Below are 19285 nucleotides of genomic sequence, written 5' to 3'. Positions count from 1 at the left end.
CTTGCTCCCTCGTCCCTGTCGATTCTTTTGCGTCGCCGTGCCTCACGTCTCGAGCGCCGATGCCAGCCGGGCCGGCAGGGCCGGCTCCCAGCGATCGAGCTCGAGCGGTGTCACGGCGTCGTGCAGTGCCTGATAGTGCTGCCGGGCCAGGGCGGCGAGGCCGGCCTCGTGCAGCAGGTCGGCGCTGGCCAGGCGCCAGTAGACGCTCTCCCGCGGCGAGTGCGCCGCCGCCAGGCCCTCGTCGAGGACCGCCAGCGCGGCGGCCAGCCCCTCCTCCGCCAGCCGTTCCCGGGCGGTCTCCAGGCCCGCCTGCCAGGTGTCGCCGCCGCCCCCGGCCGGTGGCGCCCCGGCGCCGGGGCGTGCCTCGAGCCAGGCCCGGGTGGCCGGGTCGAGGAAGGCGCTGCCATCGCTGAAGGTCAGCGCCTCCAGTCCCGGCAGCCGGGCCAGGAAGCGCTCGGCCTCGTCGCGGATCGCCTCGGCGCAGCGCGGATGCTCCAGCTTGCCGGCCATCTCGGCGCTCAGCCGGTGGCCCTCGAGCCAGTAGGGGGCGAGCGCCAGGCTGTTCTCGATGCGCTGCCAGTCCGCGAGGGTCGGCCGCCCGCCGGCGGCCTCGCGGTACTCCGCGGCGCGGTCGGCGGACACCGGCGCCAGTTCGGTGCGCTGGCCGTCGCGGGTCATCGGCAGGCCCTGGATGGTGTGCCAGATGGCGTGGCGTCGCAGCCGGTAGCCCAGCGCCTCGCCCGGCGACTGGTCGTTGAGGAATTCCGCCATCTTGAGCAGCGCCTGGCGGTTGCCCCGCTCGTTGCCGGCCTCGAGGCGGGCCTCCGGCGCCCGGGGCGCCGTCGCGGCCGTCTCGGCGGGCGCCCCTCGCGGGCCCTCGCCGCCCGCAGACGATGCCGGGGCGGGGGTGGCCGGGGCGGGATTCGCCGCCGCCGGCGTCGCCTTGTCCAGCAGCCGCGCGAGCTCCTCCAGCGCCGGGTCCGGCAGCGCCTGCTCGGCGACCCGGCCACGCAGCCGCGCCAGCGCGTCCCGGCAGGCCTGGTGCTCCTCGGCGGCGCCCTGGAAGTCGAGCGCGCCGGCCAGTGTCACCGCGCGCTGGGTGAACTGCTGGAAGAGCTTCGGCCGGGCCCGCTTGCCGCGCGCCCCGGCATAGGGGTAGGCCGTCTCCCACCAGCGCGCGAGGGCGCCGTCGAGCAGCGCGAGCGACAGCGCGAAGCGCACCGCGTCGCCGCCCTGCTGCAGGCAGTGCAGCAGGTGGCCGAGCACGCGCAGGTCCTTGCCGGTGTCGGCGAGCAGCCCCGCGGCCCGGGCCTCGGCCCCCGGCCAGTCGACCTCGCCGTGCTGCAGCGAGCCGACCTTCATCATCTCCTCGTCGAGCCAGGCGAAGGCCTCGGTGTCGGTCACCGGCCGGCCGACGCCGTCGGCCAGGGGGGCCAGCAGGGGCTCGAGCTGGGCGTCCTGGGTGATTCGCATGGGGATCCTCGTTACCAGCGGCACATGGCGCGCAGCGGGGCGACCGCCGAGCGCAGCCCGCTCACGTCGAAGCGCAGGCCGTCGATGGCGGGCCGCTCGCTGGCCAGGGTCAGTTGCTCGGTGCCCAGCAGGCGTTTCAGGGTGGCGATGGCCGGCAGGCCGCGGCCGCCGCTGAGCACGTGGCCGGCATCCAGCACCCGCCAGGTCTGGTCCAGCGCGACGCCCGCCCCCTGCAGCCGCAGCGGCGCCCGCGGGGCCTCCAGCGGCTCGCTGAGGTGCAGCTGGAAGCGGGTGATGGCGTCGTCGCAGCTGATCACCAGCAGCGGCCGGGGCGGCACCGTGCCCAGCGCCGGGGCGCTCATCAGCACGGTATCCGGGGTCTCGCGGACCAGCAGGCCGACATCGTCGGCGGCCCGCTCGGCCTCCTGGGCGGCCACGTCCTGCCACAGCGGCGAGCGCGGGTCCTGCTCCTGCGCCGCGTCCGGGTGGTCACGGAACAGGGCGTCGTAGCATTGCAGCCGCGCCAGCCGGGAGCTCTGCGCGGCACAGGCCCGGGCCTCGGCGAGACGCGAGTCCTCGGCCTGGACGGTCGGGGCGCCGGCCAGCAGGGCAATCGCCAGGCCGGCCAGCAGCCAGCGGCCCGGGGTGCCCGTCGTGGGGGCATGGCGTGTCGTCAGGGTCGCGATCATGGGGTATCCAGTTGCAGCTGTCGGCACTTGTGGGCCAGGGTCCGCTTGGGCAGACCGAGGCTCTCGGCCGCCAGGGAGCGGTTGCCGTCGAAGCGGTCCAGGCGCTGGCGAATCAGCGTCGCCTCGTAGTCGCGCAGCGCCCGGCGCAGGTCGGCGACCTCCTCGCTGGCCCCCCGCGGCGGCGCGGCCTCGGCGCCCGCCGCCTCGCCGGGCTCCCGGGGCAGGCCGGCCGGCGGCAGCGCCTCGGGGACGATGTCCTCGCCGTCGCGGGTCATGGCACAGGCATAGTCGATGAGGTTCTTGAGCTCGCGCACGTTGCCGGGATAGTCCCGCTCGCCGAGGGCGCGCAGGGCGGCGCGGCCCAGGCCGATGTCCTCGCGGCCCTCGCGCCGGCAGAAGTCGGCGATGAAGGCCAGCGCCAGCTCGGGGATGTCCTCGCGGCGCTCGCGCAGGGCGGGCAGCGCCAGCGGGAACTGGCCGAGCCGGTAGTAGAGGTCGGCGCGGAAGGCCCCCTCGCGGATGCGGCGATGCAAGGGCTGGTGGGTGGCCGCCACCAGGCGCAGGTCGACGCGGCGCTCCTCGCTGGCCCCCAGCGGCCGGTAGCGGCCGCTCTCCAGCACGCGCAGCAACTTGGCCTGCAGGGCCAGCGGCATGTCGCCGATCTCGTCGAGGAACAGGGTGCCGCCGTCGGCCTGGCCGAGCAGTCCCTCCCGCGCCCGGTCGGCGCCGGAGAAGGCGCCCCGGGCATGGCCGAAGAGCTCGGACTCCAGCAGGCTCTCGGGAATCGCCGCGCAGTTGATCGCCATGAAGGGCCCCTCGGCCCGCGACGAGACCTCGTGGATGCCGCGGGCCACCAGGTCCTTGCCGGTGCCGGTCTCGCCCTGCAGCAGCACGGCCAGGTGGGTCTCGGCGGCGCGCACCAGTTGGTCGCGCAGCGCGCGGATGGCCGGCGAGCCACCGCGGATGTCGCGCCCCAGCCGCTCGCTGAGGCCGCGCCGTCGGGCCCCGTCGTTGAGCTTGGCCAGGGAGTCGCGCAGCAACGCCTGGTGCTGGCGCTCGTCGTGCTGGCGGACCTGCCAGGCCCAGAGGTGGCACCACAGCGTCTCGAAGGCCTGGAAGTCGGCGCTGGCCAGCAGCGGCTCGAGCTCGTCGGCCGGGCCGGCCAGGGCCAGCACCCCGAGCCACTCGCGCTGCCCGTCGCGGGCGCGCAGCGGCTGCACCACCAGGCGCCAGGCCGCGGGCAGCCCGGCGACCGTCTCCTGGAAGGCCTCGTGATCCAGCCGCGAGCGGGCCTCGCCGAGTCCCAGGGCCAGGCGCTCGCCGCGGCGGATGGCGTGAGCATAGGGGTGGCGGAAGTCGTCGCAGGCCAGCCGCGACCTGTCGTCGTCGCCCAGCCAGCGACCGCTGGCATCCAGGGCGAGACAGCGCACCCAGGGCAGGCCCTGGGCATCGCCCAGCAGCGCGACGCCGCGCCGACGCAGCTCGGCCGGCGTGGCGCTCTCGACCAGCCGCAGCGCCTCGCCCATGCCGGCCAGCGCCGGGCCCGCCGCGGTCGCTCCTCCCCCGTGCAGCACGCCATCCCTGCTCACGTCATGCCACCTCCGCGGCGAAGTCATGTCCGTCGACGCCCAGGGTCACCCGGGTCACCGGCTCGCGGCGCGCCATCCGCTCGAGCAGCGCCCGCGAGACCGGCGGCAGCAGCTCGCCGTCGATCACCGACTCGAGCATCCGCGCCCCGTTCTCGCTGCGCGTGGCCCGGGCGCAGATGGCCTCGGCCAGGGCCGGGTCGAGCACCACCTCGGCCTCGCGGTGGCGCTCGCGGATGCGCCCGGCCAGGGTCTCGAGCTTGGCGCCGACGATGGCGTGGAGGATGTCCCGGGACAGCGGCAGGTAGGGCACCACCTCCATGCGCGCCAGCAGCGCCGGCCGGAAGAACTCGGCCAGCACCGGGTAGAGGGCCGCGTCCATCGCCGCGCGGTCGTCGGCGTGGCGCACGATGGCGTCATGGCCCAGGTTCGAGGTCATGAAGAACAGCACGTTGCGACAGTCGATGGCGCGCCCTTCGCCGTCGGCCAGCTCGCCCTTGTCGAAGGCCTGGTAGAAGAGGTTGAGCACGTCCGGGTGGGCCTTCTCGACCTCGTCGAGCAGCACCACCGAGTAGGGCCGCTGGCGGATCGCCTCGGTCAGCAGGCCGCCCTCGCCGAAGCCCACGTAGCCGGGCGGCGAGCCGATCAGCCGGGAGACGGTGTGCTTCTCCTGGTACTCGGACATGTTGATGGTGGTCAGGAACTGCCGCCCGCCGTAGAGGCTCTCGGCGATCTGCACCACGGTCTCGGTCTTGCCCACGCCACTGGGGCCGACCAGCAGGAAGGCGCCCAGCGGGCGACCGGGACGGCGCAGGTCGGCGCGGGCGGTGAGCAGGTGGCGGTGCAGGCGCTCGATGGCCAGGTCCTGGCCCTTGATCAGCCGGCCCAGCGCCTCGGGCAGCTCGGTCAGCCGCGACAGCTCATCGCGGGTCATGCGCTCCACCGGCACGCCGGTCCAGTCGCCGATGACCTGGGCGACCTGGGCCTCCTCGACGCTGGCGTTGACCAGGGCGAACTCGTGCTGCAGCTCGGCGAGGCGCGCCTCGTGGTCGGCCAGGCTCGCCGCCTGCCGGTCGCGGCGCTCGAGATCCTCGTCCTCGCCGTCGAGCAGCTCGCGATGCAGCCCGACGATCGCCTCGACGCAGTCGCGCTGCTCGCCCCAGGCCGTCTCCAGGGTTCCCAGTTCCTCGCCCAGCCGCGCCAGGCGCGCGTCCAGGGCATCCAGGCGACCGGCCTCGGGGGTTCGCCCCAGCAGCGCCTCGCGATCGAGCTGGTCGCGCTCGCGCCAGGCGGCCAGGTGCTCGCTGTTGAGGTGGCTGAGCCGCCGCGGCGGGGTGTCCAGGGCCTGGGCGAGCCGGGTGCAGGCGGTGTCGAGCACGTCGATGGCCTTGTCGGGCAGCTGGCGGCCGGCCAGGTAGCGGGCCGAGAGCTCCGCGGCGGCGCGCAGGCCGCTGTCGCCGATCAGCACGCCGTGGGTCGCCTCGTAGACGTCACGCAGGCCGCGCAGGATGACCAGCGCCTCCTCGACGCTGGGCTCGCCCAGGGCGATGGGCTGGAAGCGCCGCGACAGCGCCGGGTCCTTCTCGACGTGCTTCTTGTACTCGCGCCAGGTGGTGGCGGCGATGGTGCGCAGCTCGCCCCGGGCCAGCGCCGGCTTGAGCAGGTTGGCGGCGTCGGCGCCGCCCTCCGGGTTGCCGGCGCCGATCAGGGTATGCGCCTCGTCGATGAACAGCAGCGTCGGGGTGGCGGCCTGCTTGACCTCCTCGATCACCGCCTTGAGGCGCTTCTCGAACTCGCCCTTGACCGAGGCGCCGGCCTGCAGGGCGCCGAGATCCAGCGACACCAGCTCCACGCCGGCCAGCGCCGCGGGCACCCGGCCCTCGACGATGCGCGAGGCCAGCCCCTCGACCACGGCGCTCTTGCCGACCCCGGCCTCCCCCACCACGATGGGATTGTTCTTGCGCCGGCGACCGAGGATGTCAAGCATCTGGTCGATCTCCGGGTCGCGGCACAGCACCGGGTCGAACTCGCCGCGGCGGGCCTGCTCGGTGAGCGAGGTGGCGAAGCGCGCCAGGGCGCCGTCGTCGCCGCCGGCGCCGCGCGCCGCGGCCTGGCCCTCGGCCTCGGCGCCGGGCACCGCGGCCTCGGCGGAGTCGCGGGTCAGCCGGGCGAAGTCGCGACGCAGGCGCTCGCGGTTGATGCCGGCCAGCAGCCGCTCGCCGCGCGGGCCCAGGTAGCGCCCGGCATGGTGCAGCAACGCGGTGAGGATCACCCCGCTGCGCAGCGCGCGGTGGTCGAGCTCGGTGCTCGCCAGCAGCCAGGCATCCTGCAGCAGCTCGACCAGCAGCGGCGAGAAGCTCGGCGTGGTGACCTCCAGGTCGCGGGGCGGCCGGGCGTCCTCGGCCAGCGCGCGGCGCAGCTCGGCAAGCGCGATGCCCTCGCCGTCGAGCAGCACCCGCACATCGCACAGCGGCTGGTCGACGAACGCCAGCAGCAGGTGGGAGGCGCCGACCTCGGGGGCCTGCTGCTCGGCGCACAGCGCCGCGGCCGCCTCGAGCCCCTGGCGGGCGATGGCGTTGAGTCGGTCGATCAGTGCCGGTAGCTCTACCCTGAGCATGGTCTCTCCCTCGGTGTTGCCGTCGATGGCTAGTTGATGATCCGTTCCAGCAGCCGGCCGACCTGGTCGGCCTGGGTATCCAGCGACCACGCCAGGCCGGCGTAGACCGTCGCCAGGGCCAGGGCGAAGAGCGCGACGATGCCCCACAGCGGCAGGCCGTCGCCCTGGCGGCGCGGGGCGGTGACCACGTTGTCCAGCGGGCGGGTCAGGCCCTCCTCGCCGGGCTCGTCGAGGGCCGCCAACTGGTCGCCGAGCTCGCGCAGGATCTGCTCGTACTCCTCGCGGCCGTGCGGCATGACCCGGTAGCGGCCCTCGAAGCCCAGGCACAGGCAGAGGTAGATGAAGGCCAGCATGTCGCGATAGCGGCGGGGCTCCTGGCGCAGCCGGGCGAGGATCGAGAAGACCTTCTCGCCGCCCCAGGTCTCGTTGTGGAAGCGCGTCAGCAGGGAGTGGCCCGCCCACTCGCTCTGCTGCCCCCAGTCGGTGCTCATCACCGCCTCGTCGATGAAGGAGCACAGCACATAGCGGTAGGCCAGCAGGGTCGGCCGGTCGTAGCCCTGCTCGGTCAGCTCGACCTCGATGGCGGCGATCTCGTCGACCACCTGGCGGTAGAGGCGCTCGATGTCGTCGAGCCGGTCGAGCTGGCGGACCCGGACCACCATGCCCAGCAGCGAGCTGGCGGCATCCACCAGCGGGTTGAGGCTGTGGCCGCGCAGCCGGAACCAGTAGTCCTCGTCGGCATCCAGGTGGCCGGCATGGCTGTGGATCAGTCGCTCCAGGCCCTGGACATCGATGCTGTCCTCGTGGCGCCGGGCGTCGTCGCGGGTGGCGAGTTCGTTCATGGCTTAGCTCCTGATCGCCCAGAACTGCATTTCCAGCCCCGGGAAGTCGCCGGCGACATGGAAGGCGAAGCCGCTGGCCCCGCGCAGCATGCTCCAGGCCTCGCTGTGCCGGTCGAGGCGGAAATAGGTGTAGCCGGCATGGTAGGGCAGCTGGCGCGGCGCCACCGGCAGCGGCTCGAGGGGGATGCCCGGCAGCTGCAGGCTGATGAGGTCGCGGATGCGCTCGACGCTGGCCACCTTGGTCTGCTGCACGAACAGCTTGCGCAGCCGCTCCGGCGGCAGGTCGGCGCGCACCGCGAGGATGAAGTCGGCGTCGTCGAGCAGGCTGAGGTCGGCCAGCGTCGCCACCTTGAGGCCGAAGCGCCGGGACTGCAGCTGGATGGCCAACGCCCGGGGCTCGAGCACCGTGGACAGCGACTGGCGCAGGCTCTGCATCAGCGGCCGGAAGGCGGCCTCGGGATGGTCGTGGTCATAGGCCGGGTACTCCGGCGGCAGCCGCGATTCCCCGGTGAAGGTGGTCAGCTCGCTGCAGGTCTCGAGCATGCTGGCGTAGAGCCGCTCGGGGTGCAGGTGGCCGAGCCGGGCCAGGTGCTGGAAGCGCGGCTGGGCGCGGTTGAGCGACTCCAGCAGCATGAAGTCGGCGACATCGGCCACCCCGGTCTGGCTGGGGGTGGCCAGGCGCTGGGCCAGGTTGCGGGCCCGCTCGCGCATCAGCCCGGCCATCTCGCCGACGAAGCGCTGCAGCACCGGCGCGGCCTGGACGTTGAGCAGGGTCGGCAGGAAGCCCTCGTCGAGCACCAGGCTGCCGTCCGGGCGCCGCTCGAGGATGCGCGCCACGGCCAGGCAGGCATAGGCACTGCGGTCCTCGTTCTCGAGCAGCAGCCGCGGGGCGACCCGCGCCAGCTCGAGATCGGCCAGGTCGCCGTCCGAGGAGTGCAGGTCGCGTACCCCGCGGGACGCGGCCCGGTAGCGCGAGGGCAGCCCCGCGGCCTCCCGGCCGACCTCGGCGACCCCGTCGGTGGCCAGCGGCACGCCCAGGTAGACCACCTGGTTGGTGATCGAGGCATCGCTGATCTCCAGCGGCTGGGGCTCGAGGTCGTCGTCGGGCAGCTGGAAGGCGGTGCCGTCGGGCATCACGCCGCTGGCGCGGCTCAGGGCGATGCGCCCGAAGCTCAGGTACTCGGCGTTGAGCTCCAGCGACAGGAAGCCGTGCAGATGGCCGCCGACGCCGCGCAGGCGGCTGTCGATCAGGCCTTCCAGGCTGCGCTGCTGCTGCTGGAAGTGCTGGGGCTTGATGAACAGCCCCTCGCTCCATACCACTCGGTTGCGACTGGCCATCAGGTCTCCTTCCGCAGCGCGGCCTCGTGCTCGTGCAGGTGCACCAGCAGGTGATAGTCCCGGCCGCGGTCGTCGATGCGCACGACCTTCTTCCACTGCGCCTGATCCGGCTCGGCATAGAAGGCGATGATGCCGATGTAGCGGGTGTCCTCCTCGACCTCGAAGGGCTCGTAGAACTTGAACTGGCCGGGCAGCAGGGTGAAGTCGTCATGGGCCAGGTAGTTGGTGCCCAGTGCCTCCTCCAGGTCGTCGCGCAGCTGGCGATGGTCGGCCGCCATCAGCATGGAGTCGTCCTTGAGCTGCAGGACCTGGAAGCGCAGCGGCGCGCCCTCCCCCTCGCCGTTGGGATTGACGTCGCCGGCGGCGAGCATGCTGAGATCGACCCGCGACGGTCGGTCCTCCGGGTAGCCCACCGGAATGGCGGGATCGCGCACCACCTGGTAGGTCTTGCCGGCGGCCTCGAAGGTCGAGGCGCAGCCGCCCAGCGCCAGCAGCAGCGACAGCCCGACGACCAGGCGACGGCTCAGGGTCACGGCCCGGGCGGCACGAGGCGTCATGCGCCCTCCCGCTGCTGGCGGCGCAGCGACTGGTCGTAGCCCTGCTCGAAGACCTCCCAGAACAGCTTCTCGAAGCCCTGCTGGCGGCCCGAGTTGAGCTCCTGGTAGTAGTGCCGGTACATCTCCCAGGCCCAGCCGCCCTCGTCCTCGCCCTGCCGGCCGGCGCCGCGGTAGGCATGGAAGCGCTTGAGCAGCGCGTCCGGCGAGAAGGCCTCGAGGATCGCGGACAGGGCGTCGCCGATGGCCTCCTCGACGGCGGCCTGGTGCTGCTGCTGGTGCTCCAGGCACTCCGCCACCGCCGCCGGGGCGGAGAGGTGCACCGGGCTGCGCTGGGCCGAGAACAGCGTGGTCAGGGTCTGGGCGTAGGGCTGGCCGAGGCGCAGCGGGTTGTCCTCGATGGGTTGCAGGCGGCGGTCGCGCAGCGGATAGCGGCTGCCGTCATGGGCCTGGTGCAGCGCCAGCAGCCCTTCCATGGTGGCCCGCAGGGTTCGCCCGGCCTCCTCGAGGAAGGCGTGCTGCTCGGCGCTGTCGCGAAAGCGCAGTTCGCCGCCCAGGGTGGTGAGCAGCGGCGAGGCGCCGATATGGCCGACCTCCCCGCCCGCGGCCGGCTCCTGCCAGCGTTCCTCGAGCTGCTCGCCGACCGAGCGTTCCAGATCGTTCAACAACCGTTCGTCCATGTGCGGGTCCTCGTATCGTCGGTTCAGCGGTGCCGCCGGGGCGGGCAATGGCTCGCCCCGGCCGTCCAGGGCTTCGAGCAGGCCGTGGGGGTCGTCCTCGTCGGCGACCTCGTCGTCGGCCAGGGCGGCCAGGGGGTCCTGGTGGCGGTGGGCCGGCGAGGCGTCGCCCAGCGCCGCCAGCGGGTCCTGCTGGGGCGTCGGGGCGAGCGCCGTGGCCGGCGGCGCCTCGGCGGCGTCGAGTCGCTCGTGCTCCTCGTCCACCAGGGTCGCCAGGGGCTGCACGCCGGCGCTGTCGGCCTGGCGGTCGCCCAGGTGCACGCGCAGCCGGTATTCCCCGACCTGCAGCTCGTCGCCGTCGCGCAGCGCCACCCGGCGCTCCCGGCCGATCGGCAGGGTCGCGCGGTTGACGAAGGTCTGGCCGCAACGGTCGACCAGGCAGAAGCGCCCGTCGAGGCGCTGGATCTCGGCATGCCCCGGCCGCACCCGGCCGGCGTGGTCCTGCAGCAGCCAGTCGTCGGCCGTGGCGCTGCCCAGGCTGCCGCCGGGCGAGCGGAACACGTGACTGCTGGTGGAGCGGCCCTCGAGCCGTTCACTGTTGATGACCACCAGGGTGATGGCCTGCTGCGTGGGCGTCGTGTTCATGGGAGGTTCACCGTGTCATCTGTATGCGGACGCGGCGCCGCCGAGGCGCCGCGTCGGCCTCGGGCAGGACGAAGGTCGTCCAGCCCAGCTGGCAGCTGCCGCCCTCGCCCAGCCGCATGGGGCGGACCTCGCTCTCCAGCAGCTCGAGTTCCAGGTCATAGGCCAGGGGTTCGCGCAGCACGAAGTCGACCAGGGTGCGCAGCGCCTGGTGGTCGCGGCCGTCGGGCAGGAAGTCGCGGAAGCGCGCCAGATCCAGGCCGCGCAGGCACAGCGCGAACTTGCCGCTGATGTCGGCGACCCGGCTGCCGGCGACCATGTCCTGGCCCAGGGTGGCGCAGGCCAGGCCGGTGCGGCTGCGCTGGTCCGCCGGGATCTCGACCCGGCGCAGCACCCAGGGCTCGACCTCGACCCCGTCGAGGTCGAAGCAGTGGCCGACGATGCCCGCCACCACGTCCGGCGAGCGCGAACGACCGGCCAGCAGGCCGGCATAGGCCAGCATCTTGCTCCAGTTGATCGACGTCTCGCCGCGCAGCCGCTCGTCGGCCAGCCCGACCAGGGCGAAGACCGCCGCCGAGAAGCCGTCCTCGGCGCCGTCCTGGTAGCGCACGTGGTGGCGGTACTTGCGCCAGCCGCGGTGCAGCAGCGACAGCAGCCGGTGGTTGAACAGGTCGAGGAAGTCGCCGGCCGCGCCCTCGCGATGGGCATCGGCATGGGCCATCGCCTCCAGGTAGTAGCCCGGCAGCGGCGACTGGGCCCCCTGCAGCCCCAGGAAGCTGACGCGCAGGGCGTAGCGCCCGGTCTCGCGGGAGGCGAGGTCGACCACGTCGCTGCCCGGGAAGCCCAGCGAGGCGGAGGCCTGGAAACGCACGCGCTCGGCGCTCGGGTCGGCCTCGCGATCGCCCTCGAGGTCGTCGCCGTGGTGCCGGTGGAGCAGCTCGACCAGCTGGTAGAAATCGTAGCGTCGGGCCCCGTCGACCAGGGGTGCCAGCGCTACATCAGGGGCTGCTGGCCCGACTGCAAGGTCCATGCGTAGCGCTCGCGGTTGTGGAGGTTGGTGACGTGCAACTCGTGGAAGGAGTTGATGCTGGCGTACAGCGAGAAGAACCGGGACAGCACGCTGGCGAACAGGAAGAGGCTGCCCTCGTCGCCGAAGGCCTCCTGGTCCAGGGTCATCTCGGAGCGCAGGCCGCGTACCGGCAGGCCCCGATACAACCGGTCCACCGGCTGGGTCTGGATGTCGACGATGCCCGCCAGGCGCTGCTGGGCGATGCGCTCGGCCTGGCGGTCGACCAGCGCGCGGAAGTCGTAGACGCGCAGCACCGAGCGCAGCGCATCGCGGTCGAGCAGCGACAGGTAGTTGAGCGACAGGTTGGAGATCAGCGTCCACAGCAGGCTGCCGTCGAGGGTCGGGCGCATCGCCGGGGTCGGCCGGGTGATGTTGCGAAAGCCGGCGAAGGCCGGGCTGTCCTCGGTGGGCCGGCAGACGTCGCCGATGGTCAGCCGTTCCGGCAGCTCGCGGTTGGAGCAGGTCAGGCGCAGCGAGATGGTCTCGCGCAGGCCCAGGCAGGCCTGCTCGTCGCCGCGCACGAAGGCGATATCGTGGTCGAAGCCGTCGCCGCGCAGGCTGTCGCGGACCCGCACCCGGTAGTAGAGCGCCTGGCGCCCCCGGTCGCGCTCGACCTGGTGCTCGAAGCTCTCGAAGGGCACGTAGCGGCGCGGCTCGCCGCGGATGCGCCCGGCCTCGCTCTCCAGCCAGCCCGCGACCTCGTCGACGCTGAACACCTCGTAGTGGGCGGGGAAGCGGCTGCTGGGGCGGATGCGGTACTCGCTGCGCTCGCCGCTCAAGTCCACCGGGTCGGCGTCATGGGCGAAGAGGTTGATCGCCGGGGTGCAGTAGAGCGCCAGGCTCTCGTCCCCCACCCGGGCATCCGCCGGCAGGGTGCGGGTGAAGGTGAAGCGCAGGGTCAGCCGCTCGGCCGGGCGCGACGGCAGGTAGTCGCCCAGGCCCTCGAGGTCGAAGAACTGGAAGGCCTCGGGGAAGCACAGGTACTCCTGCAGGATGCGATAGCCCTGGTAGACGTTGCGCGGGTACGGCAGCAGGGCGTCCTCGGCGGCGAAGCCCACCGGCGCCAGCAGGCGAGCGGGCAGCGGCAGCCGCTGGCCGTCGACCTCGAGCTCGAGGCCGGCCAGGTAGTGGTTGAGCCACAGGTAGAGGGTGCGGGCCGTGTAGCCGCTGCCGCCCAGGTGCAGGCGCAGGTCGGTGACCCCCAGGGCATCCAGGGGCTGGTCGCTGTGCACCGCCAGGTCGAGCTCGACCACCGAGGCCTCCCGGGAGTGGCGGGCGGTGACCCCGTCGTGGGCCAGGGGGTAGAGCGTCAGCTCATGGCAGGTGCGAAAGGTGCAGGCCGTGCCCTCGACCTCGCGGCTGGCCAGGGAGGTGCCGCGGGGCACCGCCTGGGCGCCGCTCAGGCCGTGCCAGTGGGGGGCGAACTGCACCACCGTCATGCTCGGCACCGGGCGCAGGTAGTTGGGCCACAGCATGCCGATCAGCGCGTGGGTGAGCTCGGGGAACTCGTCGTCGACCTTCTCGCGCAGCCGCCCGGACAGGAAGGCGAACCCCTCGAGCAGGCGCTCGACGTCGGGGTCGGTGCTCTGCTCGGCGAGGAAGCGGCTGAGGCCGGGATTGCCCTCGGCAAACTCGCGGCCCTGGCGCTTCAGGAAGTCGAGCTCGTCCCGGTAGTAGCGGTTCAGCATGATGGCCTCAGTTCACGCACTGGTAGCGCTTGTCGTTGAGCAACAGGTCGATGGTGGTCTCGGTGGCCTCGCGCCCCAGCTCCAGGGTGGCCTGGACCTGGAAGCGCAACTGCAGCGGGTCACCGTCGTTGGGCTGGGTCTCGACCCGCACGCGCCGGACCCGCGGCTCGTAGCGCTCGATGCACTCGCGGATGGCGCGTTCGACCTTGAGCTCGAGGTCGAGCACGCCCAGCGTGGCGTCGTTGAAGTCCAGCAGGCCCAGCGCCGGGGCACACTCGCTGTGCCCCGGGTGGCTGTTGAGCAGGTCGACCAGGTGGCGCTTGATGGAGACCAGGGTGGCCTCCAGCGCCCGCTCGCCCTCCGGCACCGGGCGCTCCGGTGCCGACAGGCGCTCGAAGAGCCGTGCGCCGGGACGCCCGCCGCGATCCCTGAAGGCGGTCATGGCGTCAGTCCTTGTCGAGGCGTCCCACCAGCGACAGCTCGAAGTTGGCGCCCATGTACTTGAAGTGCGGGCGGACCGCCAGCGAGACGCGATACCAGCCCGGGTCGCCCTCGACGTCCGAGACCTGCACCGAGGCGGCGCGCAGCGGACGGCGACTGCGCACGTCGGCCGGGGGGTTCTCCTGGTCGGCGACGTACTGGCGGATCCAGGTGTTGAGCTCGCGCTCCAGGTCCTGGCGCTCCTTCCAGGAGCCGATCTGCTCGCGCTGCAGCACCTTGATGTAGTGGGCCAGGCGATTGACGATGAACACGTAGGGCAGCTGGGTGCCGAGCTTGAAGTTGGTCTCGGCCTCGCGTCCCTCGGGGGTGTTGGGGAAGCTCCTGGGCTTCTGCACCGAGTTGGCGGAGAAGAAGGCGGCGTTGTCGCTGCCCTTGCGCATGGTCAGCGAGATGAAGCCCTCCTCGGCCATCTCGAATTCCCGCCGGTCGGTGACCAGCACCTCGGTGGGAATCTTGCTCTGCAGCTGCCCCAGCGCCTCGTAGGTGTGCACCGGCAGGTTCTCGACCGCCCCACCGCTCTGCGGCCCGATGATGTTCGGGCACCAGCGATACCTGGCGAAGCTGTCGTTGAGACGCTCGGCGAGCAGGTAGGCGGTATTGCCCCACAGGTAGTGGTCGTGGCTCTCGCTGACCGACTCCTCGTAGTGGAAGGACTTGACCGGGTTCTCGACCGGGTCGTAGGGCATGCGCAGCAGGAAGCGCGGCGCGGTGAGGCCCAGGTAGCGGGAATCCTCGGACTCGCGCAGGCTGCGCCAGCGGGCGTACTTGGGGCCCTCGAAGATCGCCTTGAAGTCCTTGATGTTGGGCAGCTCCTCGAAGCTGTCGATGCCGAAGAAGCTCGGCGCCACCGAGGACAGGAAGGGCGCATGGGACATGGCCCCCACCGAGGCGGTGTACTGCAGCAGCTTGATGTCGGGGGTCGAGGGCGTGAAATCGTAATGGCCGATCATCGCCGCCACCGGCTCGCCGCCGAACTGGCCGTACTCGGCCGCATAGACGTGCTGGTAGAGGCCGCTCTGGCTGATCTCCGGGGCGAACTCGAAGTCCTCGAGCAACTCCTCCTTGGTGGCGTGGAGGACGTTGAGCTTGATGTTCTCGCGAAAGTCGGTGCGATCGACCAGCAGCTTCAGGCCCCGCCAGGCCGACTCGAGATGCTGGAAGCCCGGGTCGTGGAGGATCTCGTCGACCTGGTGGCCGATCTTGCGATCCAGCTCGACGATCATCCGGTCGACGACCGACTTGTTGACCTGCGCCTGGCCATCGTCGCTCTTCAGCAGCTCGCTGATGAAGGCGGCGACGCCCTGCTTGGCCACGTCGTAGCCTTCGTCGGCGGGGGCCATGCGCGTCTGGGCCATCACCTGGTCGAGCAGGGATTCCTCGGCGCGGGCCTCGGCGGCGGGCGCCTGGGACTGGGTGGATTCGCTCATGAGGGGTGCCTCGCTTCCATGCGTGAAGGGATCAGGTATCGCCCGCGGACGGGGAGTCGAGCAGTTCGAGCTCGCTCAGCAACTGGTCCCGAGCCTCGGGGTTCTCGATCAGCGCCTGCAGGCGCTCGCGAAAGGCCGGCACATTGCCCAGCGGTCCCTTGAGGGCCACCAGCGCCTCGCGCAGCTCGACCAGCTTGCGCAGCTCGGGCACCTGGCGCGCCACGCTATCGGGGGCGAAATCCGCCAGCGACTGGAAGCTCAGGTCCACGGAGAGCTCCTGCCCGTCCTCTTCCTCCAGGCGATTGGGCACGCTGGCCTGCAGCCCCAGGCCGGCCTCACGCATCACCGACTGGAAGTTGTTCTTGTCCACCGAGACGGCGTCGCGCTCCTCGATCGGCGTCTCCTCGGCGCCGCCCTTGAAGTCGCCGACCACCAGCAGCTTCTGCGGCAGCTCGGTCTCGGCTTGCTGGTCCCCGGTGGCGGGCACGTACTTGATGTTGATGCGCTCCTTCGGCGCAACGGACCCTTCTTTGGCCATCTTCGAGCTTCCTCCCTGCGGATAACGGCGCAACGCCCCTGTGGCCGGCCCATTTCTCGGAGCCGTGCCCTGTCGGGCGCAGGCGATGCGGCATGCGGACGACCGGTCAGGACGGCCGTCCGTGGCATTGCCGAATGTGGGCGCGAGGGTACCAACTCGAATGAGACTCGTGGGGCAGCCCCGACGGGGGTCCGGGCGCGCCAGACCGGGGCGCTCGGCGAAGGGGAATGAAGATAATGCACCAAAAGGCGCCATCAACGGCAAACGTCAGGAAAAAGACTCACGCCGATGCCATCAAACATCGGTAATGTAGGATATTTCCTACACAAGAAACCTGCTTTCACTTACAAGCGCTATCGGTGGAACTACGCCCCGATGCCCGCTCCAGGGGCGATTCTGTGTTGGCCAGGGCCATGATGCCCTCGCTCGGCATCGGCCGGGCCAGGCCGAACCCCTGCACGTGGGTGCAGCCGTAACGCTCCAGGGCCGCCAGGCAGGCCAGGTCCTCGACGCCCTCGGCGACCACCCGGATGCCCAGCCGCCGCCCGAGCAGCGCCACGGCCTCGACGATGGCGGCATCCTGCAGGTCCTCATGGAGGCGACTGACGAAGCTGCGGTCGACCTTGAGCTCGCTGATCGGCAGCAGCTGCAGGCGCGCCAGGGACGAGAACCCCACGCCGAAGTCGTCCACCGAGACCTCCAGCCCGGTGAGGTGCAGGCGGGCCGCCACCTCGCTGCTGAGCAGTTCGTCCTCCATGGAGGCGGTCTCGGTGATCTCCAGCACCAGCGGCGCCCCGCCGGCCGAATGCCAGCCCTCGCGGACCAGGGCGACCAGTTCCTGGCACATCAGGTCATCGGGGGTGACGTTCATCGACAGCGACAGGTTGAGACCGGCCTCACGCCAGCGAGCGGCATCGGCCATGGCCAGCTGCAGCACGCGACGGGTCAGCAAGCGGCTCTGGGCCGGGGTCAGCAGCGGCAGGAAGTCGCCGGGCACCAGCAGGCCCGCCTCGGGATGGTTCCAGCGCACCAGGGCCTCGACGCCGGACAGCCGTCGGGTCTCCAGGTCGAACTGGGGCTGGTAGTGGAGGATCAGCTCCTGGCGGGCGAAGGCCAGTTCCAGCTCCTCCTGGTGGAAGAACGGCGGCCGGATCTCGGGCGGCCCGGGGCTCGCCTCCCCCTCCAGGCCCTCCAGGCATTCGCGCAGCTCGCCGAGCCGCATGGGCTTGTCCAGGGAGCGCAGCATGTTGAGCCCCAGGGCCTCGCCCAGCCGCTCGGCGATGCGCGCCACCTTGCGCTCGACGCCGCTGAGCAGCAGGACCCGTCCCCGATAGCGGCACTCGGCGAGCCGGCGCAGCATCGCGATGCCGTCCTGCTCGCCGAACGCCAGCCCCATGACGACGAGCTGTGGCGCCTTGGCCAGCACCTCGCCGACCAGGTGGTGGGAATGCCGGCAGTAGCGCGTCTCCACCCCCAGCACCCGCAACTGGACCGCCAGGGCGGCGGCGGCATCCGGATCGTCCTCGAGCAGTACCGCCAGGGCATGAGGGGAGGACTCATTCATCAGCACGACTTCCGATAGACGATACGCTTAGCGTATCAGTCCCGCCGCCTCCCGACCCGAGAGCCCACGTGATCGACGTCAACGCAGCCTCAGCCGATGGGGCCGGCGACCACCCTCAGCGCCAGCGCCAGCAGCAGCACCCCGGTGGCCCGGTTGATCCAGTGGGCACGCGCCTGCAGCCAGGGCAGGACCCGGGAATGGGAGAGGCTGACCGCCACCAGCACGTACCAGCCGCCATCGATGATCATCGCCGTGAGCACGATGATCGCCCGGGCCGCCAGACTCATGTCCGGGGTCACGAACTGGCTGAGCAGGGCGACGAAGAACAGGATCAGCTTGGGATTGCCCAGCGCCACCAGCATGCCCTCCCGGGCGGCCTGGCTCCCCGAGGTGGTCATGGCTTCGGCGCGCAGCGCCCCGGCGCGGCCGGCACGCAGCGCCTTGATCCCCAGCCAGGCCAGGTAGGCCGCCCCGCCCCAGGTGATGGCCTGGAACAGCAGGGGAAAGCGCACGATCAGCGCCCCCAGCCCCCAGACGGTCAGCAAGGCATAGAGCCCGACGCCCAGGGCATGGGACAGCGCCGCCGCCACCCCCGGCAGGCGCCCGCCGCCCAGGGTGTGGCGCAGCACCAGGGCCAGGCTCGGCCCCGGCGACATGGCCCCCATGGCGCAGATCGCGGCCAGCGACATCCATAGCGACAACGGCATGATCAGCCTCCTTGGGTCATATGACATCCCCGACCCTCGGCCACGGGCAACGCGCCCAGGGCCCGGGCCACCTGCTGCATGTCGAGATCGGCGAGGTGGCCGCCGGTCTCGATCAGGGCGCTGTGCTCGGCCAGCGGCCGCCAGCGCCGCTGGGGGCGGGCGTAGAGCCCGAGGGTCGGCCGATTCCAGGCGCTCGCCATGTGCAGTACCGCCGTATCGGGGGTCACCACCAGGGCGGCATGCTTCACGATGGCCACGCTGTGCGGCAGGCTCACCGCCAGCGACAGCCGATGCACATCGGGCATGTCGGCCGCCAGCCGGCGCGCCTTGTCCTCGCCACCGGGGCCGAAGACCATCACCACGGGCAGGCCCGGGATGTCCCGCAGCAGTTCGCAGAGTCGCCGCCCTTGCTCGAGGGACAGCTGGCGCGCCGGATGACTGCCATCCAGGTTGAGGGCGACATAGGGGCGCAGCGGTGCCACGCTCCGCCGGACCCGTTCCTCGTCGTCGGCGGCGATCGGAAACTCATAGGCTCCCGGCACCTCGGCGATGCCGGCCTCCCGCATCAGGCCGGCCCAGCAGTGCGGCCGAGCCTCGCCACGATCCTGCATCGCCTGGGCCTCACCACGCAGCGACGCGTAGCAGCGCATCGGCGAGGCCCCCAGCTTCAGGTTGCAGCGTGCCCGCAGGGTGCCGACGAAACAGCGCGTGGGCACATCGTCGCGGATGGTGCCTTCCACGCAGAGATCGACGCAGCCATGCCGGGTGCGAAGGTCGCGGGCCACACCACGAATCGCCCCGAGGTCCTTGGCATCGGCGAGCGTGACCAGTTCGACGCTCTCGTCCACGAGCCGCCGGAAGACGATCTCGTTGTAGCTCGAGGCGACGATGACGAGGCGGGACACCCCGCGGGCCTGCAGGGCCCGGATGACCGGGAACACGGCCATGCCGTCCCCGATCCGCTTGGGCACGAACAGCACCACCGTATGCAGGGTATCGGGCAGCCGCGGCTCCGGAGTGTAGTCGTAACGCCACTGGCTGTAGCGCAGGCGAAGCGTCCGGCGGGGATGGCGCAGAAGCTGCTGGAGGAATTTGGCGGAAGCGGCCATAGATGACGTCGATTACCAGACACTGTAAAAAAAGAAAGCAGCGCGTCCTCGGCCATCGTCGCGAGGCACCATGCCCCGGCTGGCTGGCGGACCGCCGACCCGCTGTATCCGGGAGGCCTGGCCAGACGGACGCCCGGGGAACCAATGAAAACAGCCCTCCCCCGCAAGCACGAGAGAAGGACCGATCCTCTACCATACGATATCGCGAGGCCCTGCGACAGGGCCGCCGCCAGACAGGATCGGCATGCATCCGCACGGGCGGCC

General features: G+C 71.8%; 16 protein-coding genes. All 16 read right to left on the bottom strand.

Going from position 1 to position 19285, the window contains the following annotated elements; translation table 11 throughout:
* Positions 1 to 42: 42 nt before the first annotated feature.
* The 16 genes from tssA to FHR97_RS16610 all read right to left on the bottom strand — a co-directional run bounded on the left by tssA (position 43) and on the right by FHR97_RS16610 (position 19021).
* Complete coding sequence (gene tssA, locus FHR97_RS16685; RefSeq protein WP_183384930.1) at positions 43 to 1473, bottom strand: type VI secretion system protein TssA; 1431 nt, start codon at positions 1471 to 1473, stop codon at positions 43 to 45.
* An 11-nt stretch (positions 1474 to 1484) separates the two neighbouring features.
* Entirely contained in the window at positions 1485 to 2162 is a 678-nt protein-coding gene (gene vasI, locus FHR97_RS16680; protein WP_183384929.1) for a type VI secretion system-associated protein VasI, read from the bottom strand.
* Complete coding sequence (locus tag FHR97_RS16675; RefSeq protein WP_343065618.1) at positions 2159 to 3751, bottom strand: sigma-54 interaction domain-containing protein; 1593 nt, start codon at positions 3749 to 3751, stop codon at positions 2159 to 2161. The genes vasI and FHR97_RS16675 overlap by 4 nt, the downstream gene beginning before the upstream one ends.
* Before the next feature lies 1 nt (position 3752).
* A complete protein-coding gene (gene tssH / locus FHR97_RS16670) occupies positions 3753 to 6365 on the bottom strand; it encodes a type VI secretion system ATPase TssH (protein ID WP_183384928.1) in 2613 nt (870 codons plus the stop codon).
* A 29-nt stretch (positions 6366 to 6394) separates the two neighbouring features.
* On the bottom strand, positions 6395 to 7207 hold the full coding sequence (icmH, locus tag FHR97_RS16665) for a type IVB secretion system protein IcmH/DotU (protein WP_183384927.1): 813 nt from the start codon (positions 7205 to 7207) through the stop codon (positions 6395 to 6397).
* 3 nt (positions 7208 to 7210) lie between these two features.
* On the bottom strand, positions 7211 to 8545 hold the full coding sequence (gene tssK / locus FHR97_RS16660; protein ID WP_183384926.1) for a type VI secretion system baseplate subunit TssK: 1335 nt from the start codon (positions 8543 to 8545) through the stop codon (positions 7211 to 7213).
* Entirely contained in the window at positions 8545 to 9102 is a 558-nt protein-coding gene (gene tssJ, locus FHR97_RS16655) for a type VI secretion system lipoprotein TssJ (protein ID WP_183384925.1), read from the bottom strand. The genes tssK and tssJ overlap by 1 nt, the downstream gene beginning before the upstream one ends.
* Positions 9099 to 10421 (bottom strand): type VI secretion system-associated FHA domain protein TagH, encoded by a 1323-nt coding sequence (gene tagH, locus FHR97_RS16650; RefSeq protein WP_183384924.1) that lies wholly within the window; start codon positions 10419 to 10421, stop codon positions 9099 to 9101. The genes tssJ and tagH overlap by 4 nt, the downstream gene beginning before the upstream one ends.
* 7 nt (positions 10422 to 10428) lie before the next feature.
* The gene (gene tssG, locus FHR97_RS16645) at positions 10429 to 11448 is read right to left on the bottom strand and encodes a type VI secretion system baseplate subunit TssG (RefSeq protein WP_183384923.1); all 1020 of its coding nucleotides are present in this window, start codon (positions 11446 to 11448) and stop codon (positions 10429 to 10431) included.
* A complete protein-coding gene (gene tssF, locus FHR97_RS16640) occupies positions 11412 to 13175 on the bottom strand; it encodes a type VI secretion system baseplate subunit TssF (protein ID WP_183384922.1) in 1764 nt (587 codons plus the stop codon). The genes tssG and tssF overlap by 37 nt, the downstream gene beginning before the upstream one ends.
* Positions 13176 to 13182: 7 nt before the next feature.
* Positions 13183 to 13617, bottom strand: coding sequence for a type VI secretion system baseplate subunit TssE (gene tssE, locus FHR97_RS16635; protein ID WP_183384921.1), 435 nt, complete (start codon positions 13615 to 13617; stop codon positions 13183 to 13185).
* Between the two features lie 4 nt (positions 13618 to 13621).
* Positions 13622 to 15103: a type VI secretion system contractile sheath large subunit gene (gene tssC, locus FHR97_RS16630; protein ID WP_183384920.1), complete on the bottom strand. Its 1482-nt coding sequence runs from the start codon at positions 15101 to 15103 to the stop codon at positions 13622 to 13624.
* A 31-nt stretch (positions 15104 to 15134) separates the two neighbouring features.
* Positions 15135 to 15641: a type VI secretion system contractile sheath small subunit gene (gene tssB, locus FHR97_RS16625; protein ID WP_183384919.1), complete on the bottom strand. Its 507-nt coding sequence runs from the start codon at positions 15639 to 15641 to the stop codon at positions 15135 to 15137.
* A gap of 340 nt (positions 15642 to 15981) precedes the next feature.
* Positions 15982 to 17205 (bottom strand): EAL domain-containing response regulator, encoded by a 1224-nt coding sequence (locus tag FHR97_RS16620; RefSeq protein ID WP_183384918.1) that lies wholly within the window; start codon positions 17203 to 17205, stop codon positions 15982 to 15984.
* Positions 17206 to 17294: 89 nt separating this feature from the next.
* On the bottom strand, positions 17295 to 17912 hold the full coding sequence (locus tag FHR97_RS16615; RefSeq protein WP_183384917.1) for a LysE family translocator: 618 nt from the start codon (positions 17910 to 17912) through the stop codon (positions 17295 to 17297).
* Between the two features lie 2 nt (positions 17913 to 17914).
* Positions 17915 to 19021 (bottom strand): glycosyltransferase family 9 protein, encoded by a 1107-nt coding sequence (locus tag FHR97_RS16610; protein WP_183384916.1) that lies wholly within the window; start codon positions 19019 to 19021, stop codon positions 17915 to 17917.
* Positions 19022 to 19285: the final 264 nt, after the last annotated feature.

Origin of the sequence: Halomonas stenophila (genome assembly GCF_014192275.1) — a bacterium.
Classification (GTDB): Bacteria; Pseudomonadota; Gammaproteobacteria; order Pseudomonadales; family Halomonadaceae; genus Halomonas; species Halomonas stenophila.
The sequence above is the reverse complement of the archived record's forward strand: the minus strand, read 5'-3'. Positions and strand labels throughout refer to the sequence as shown.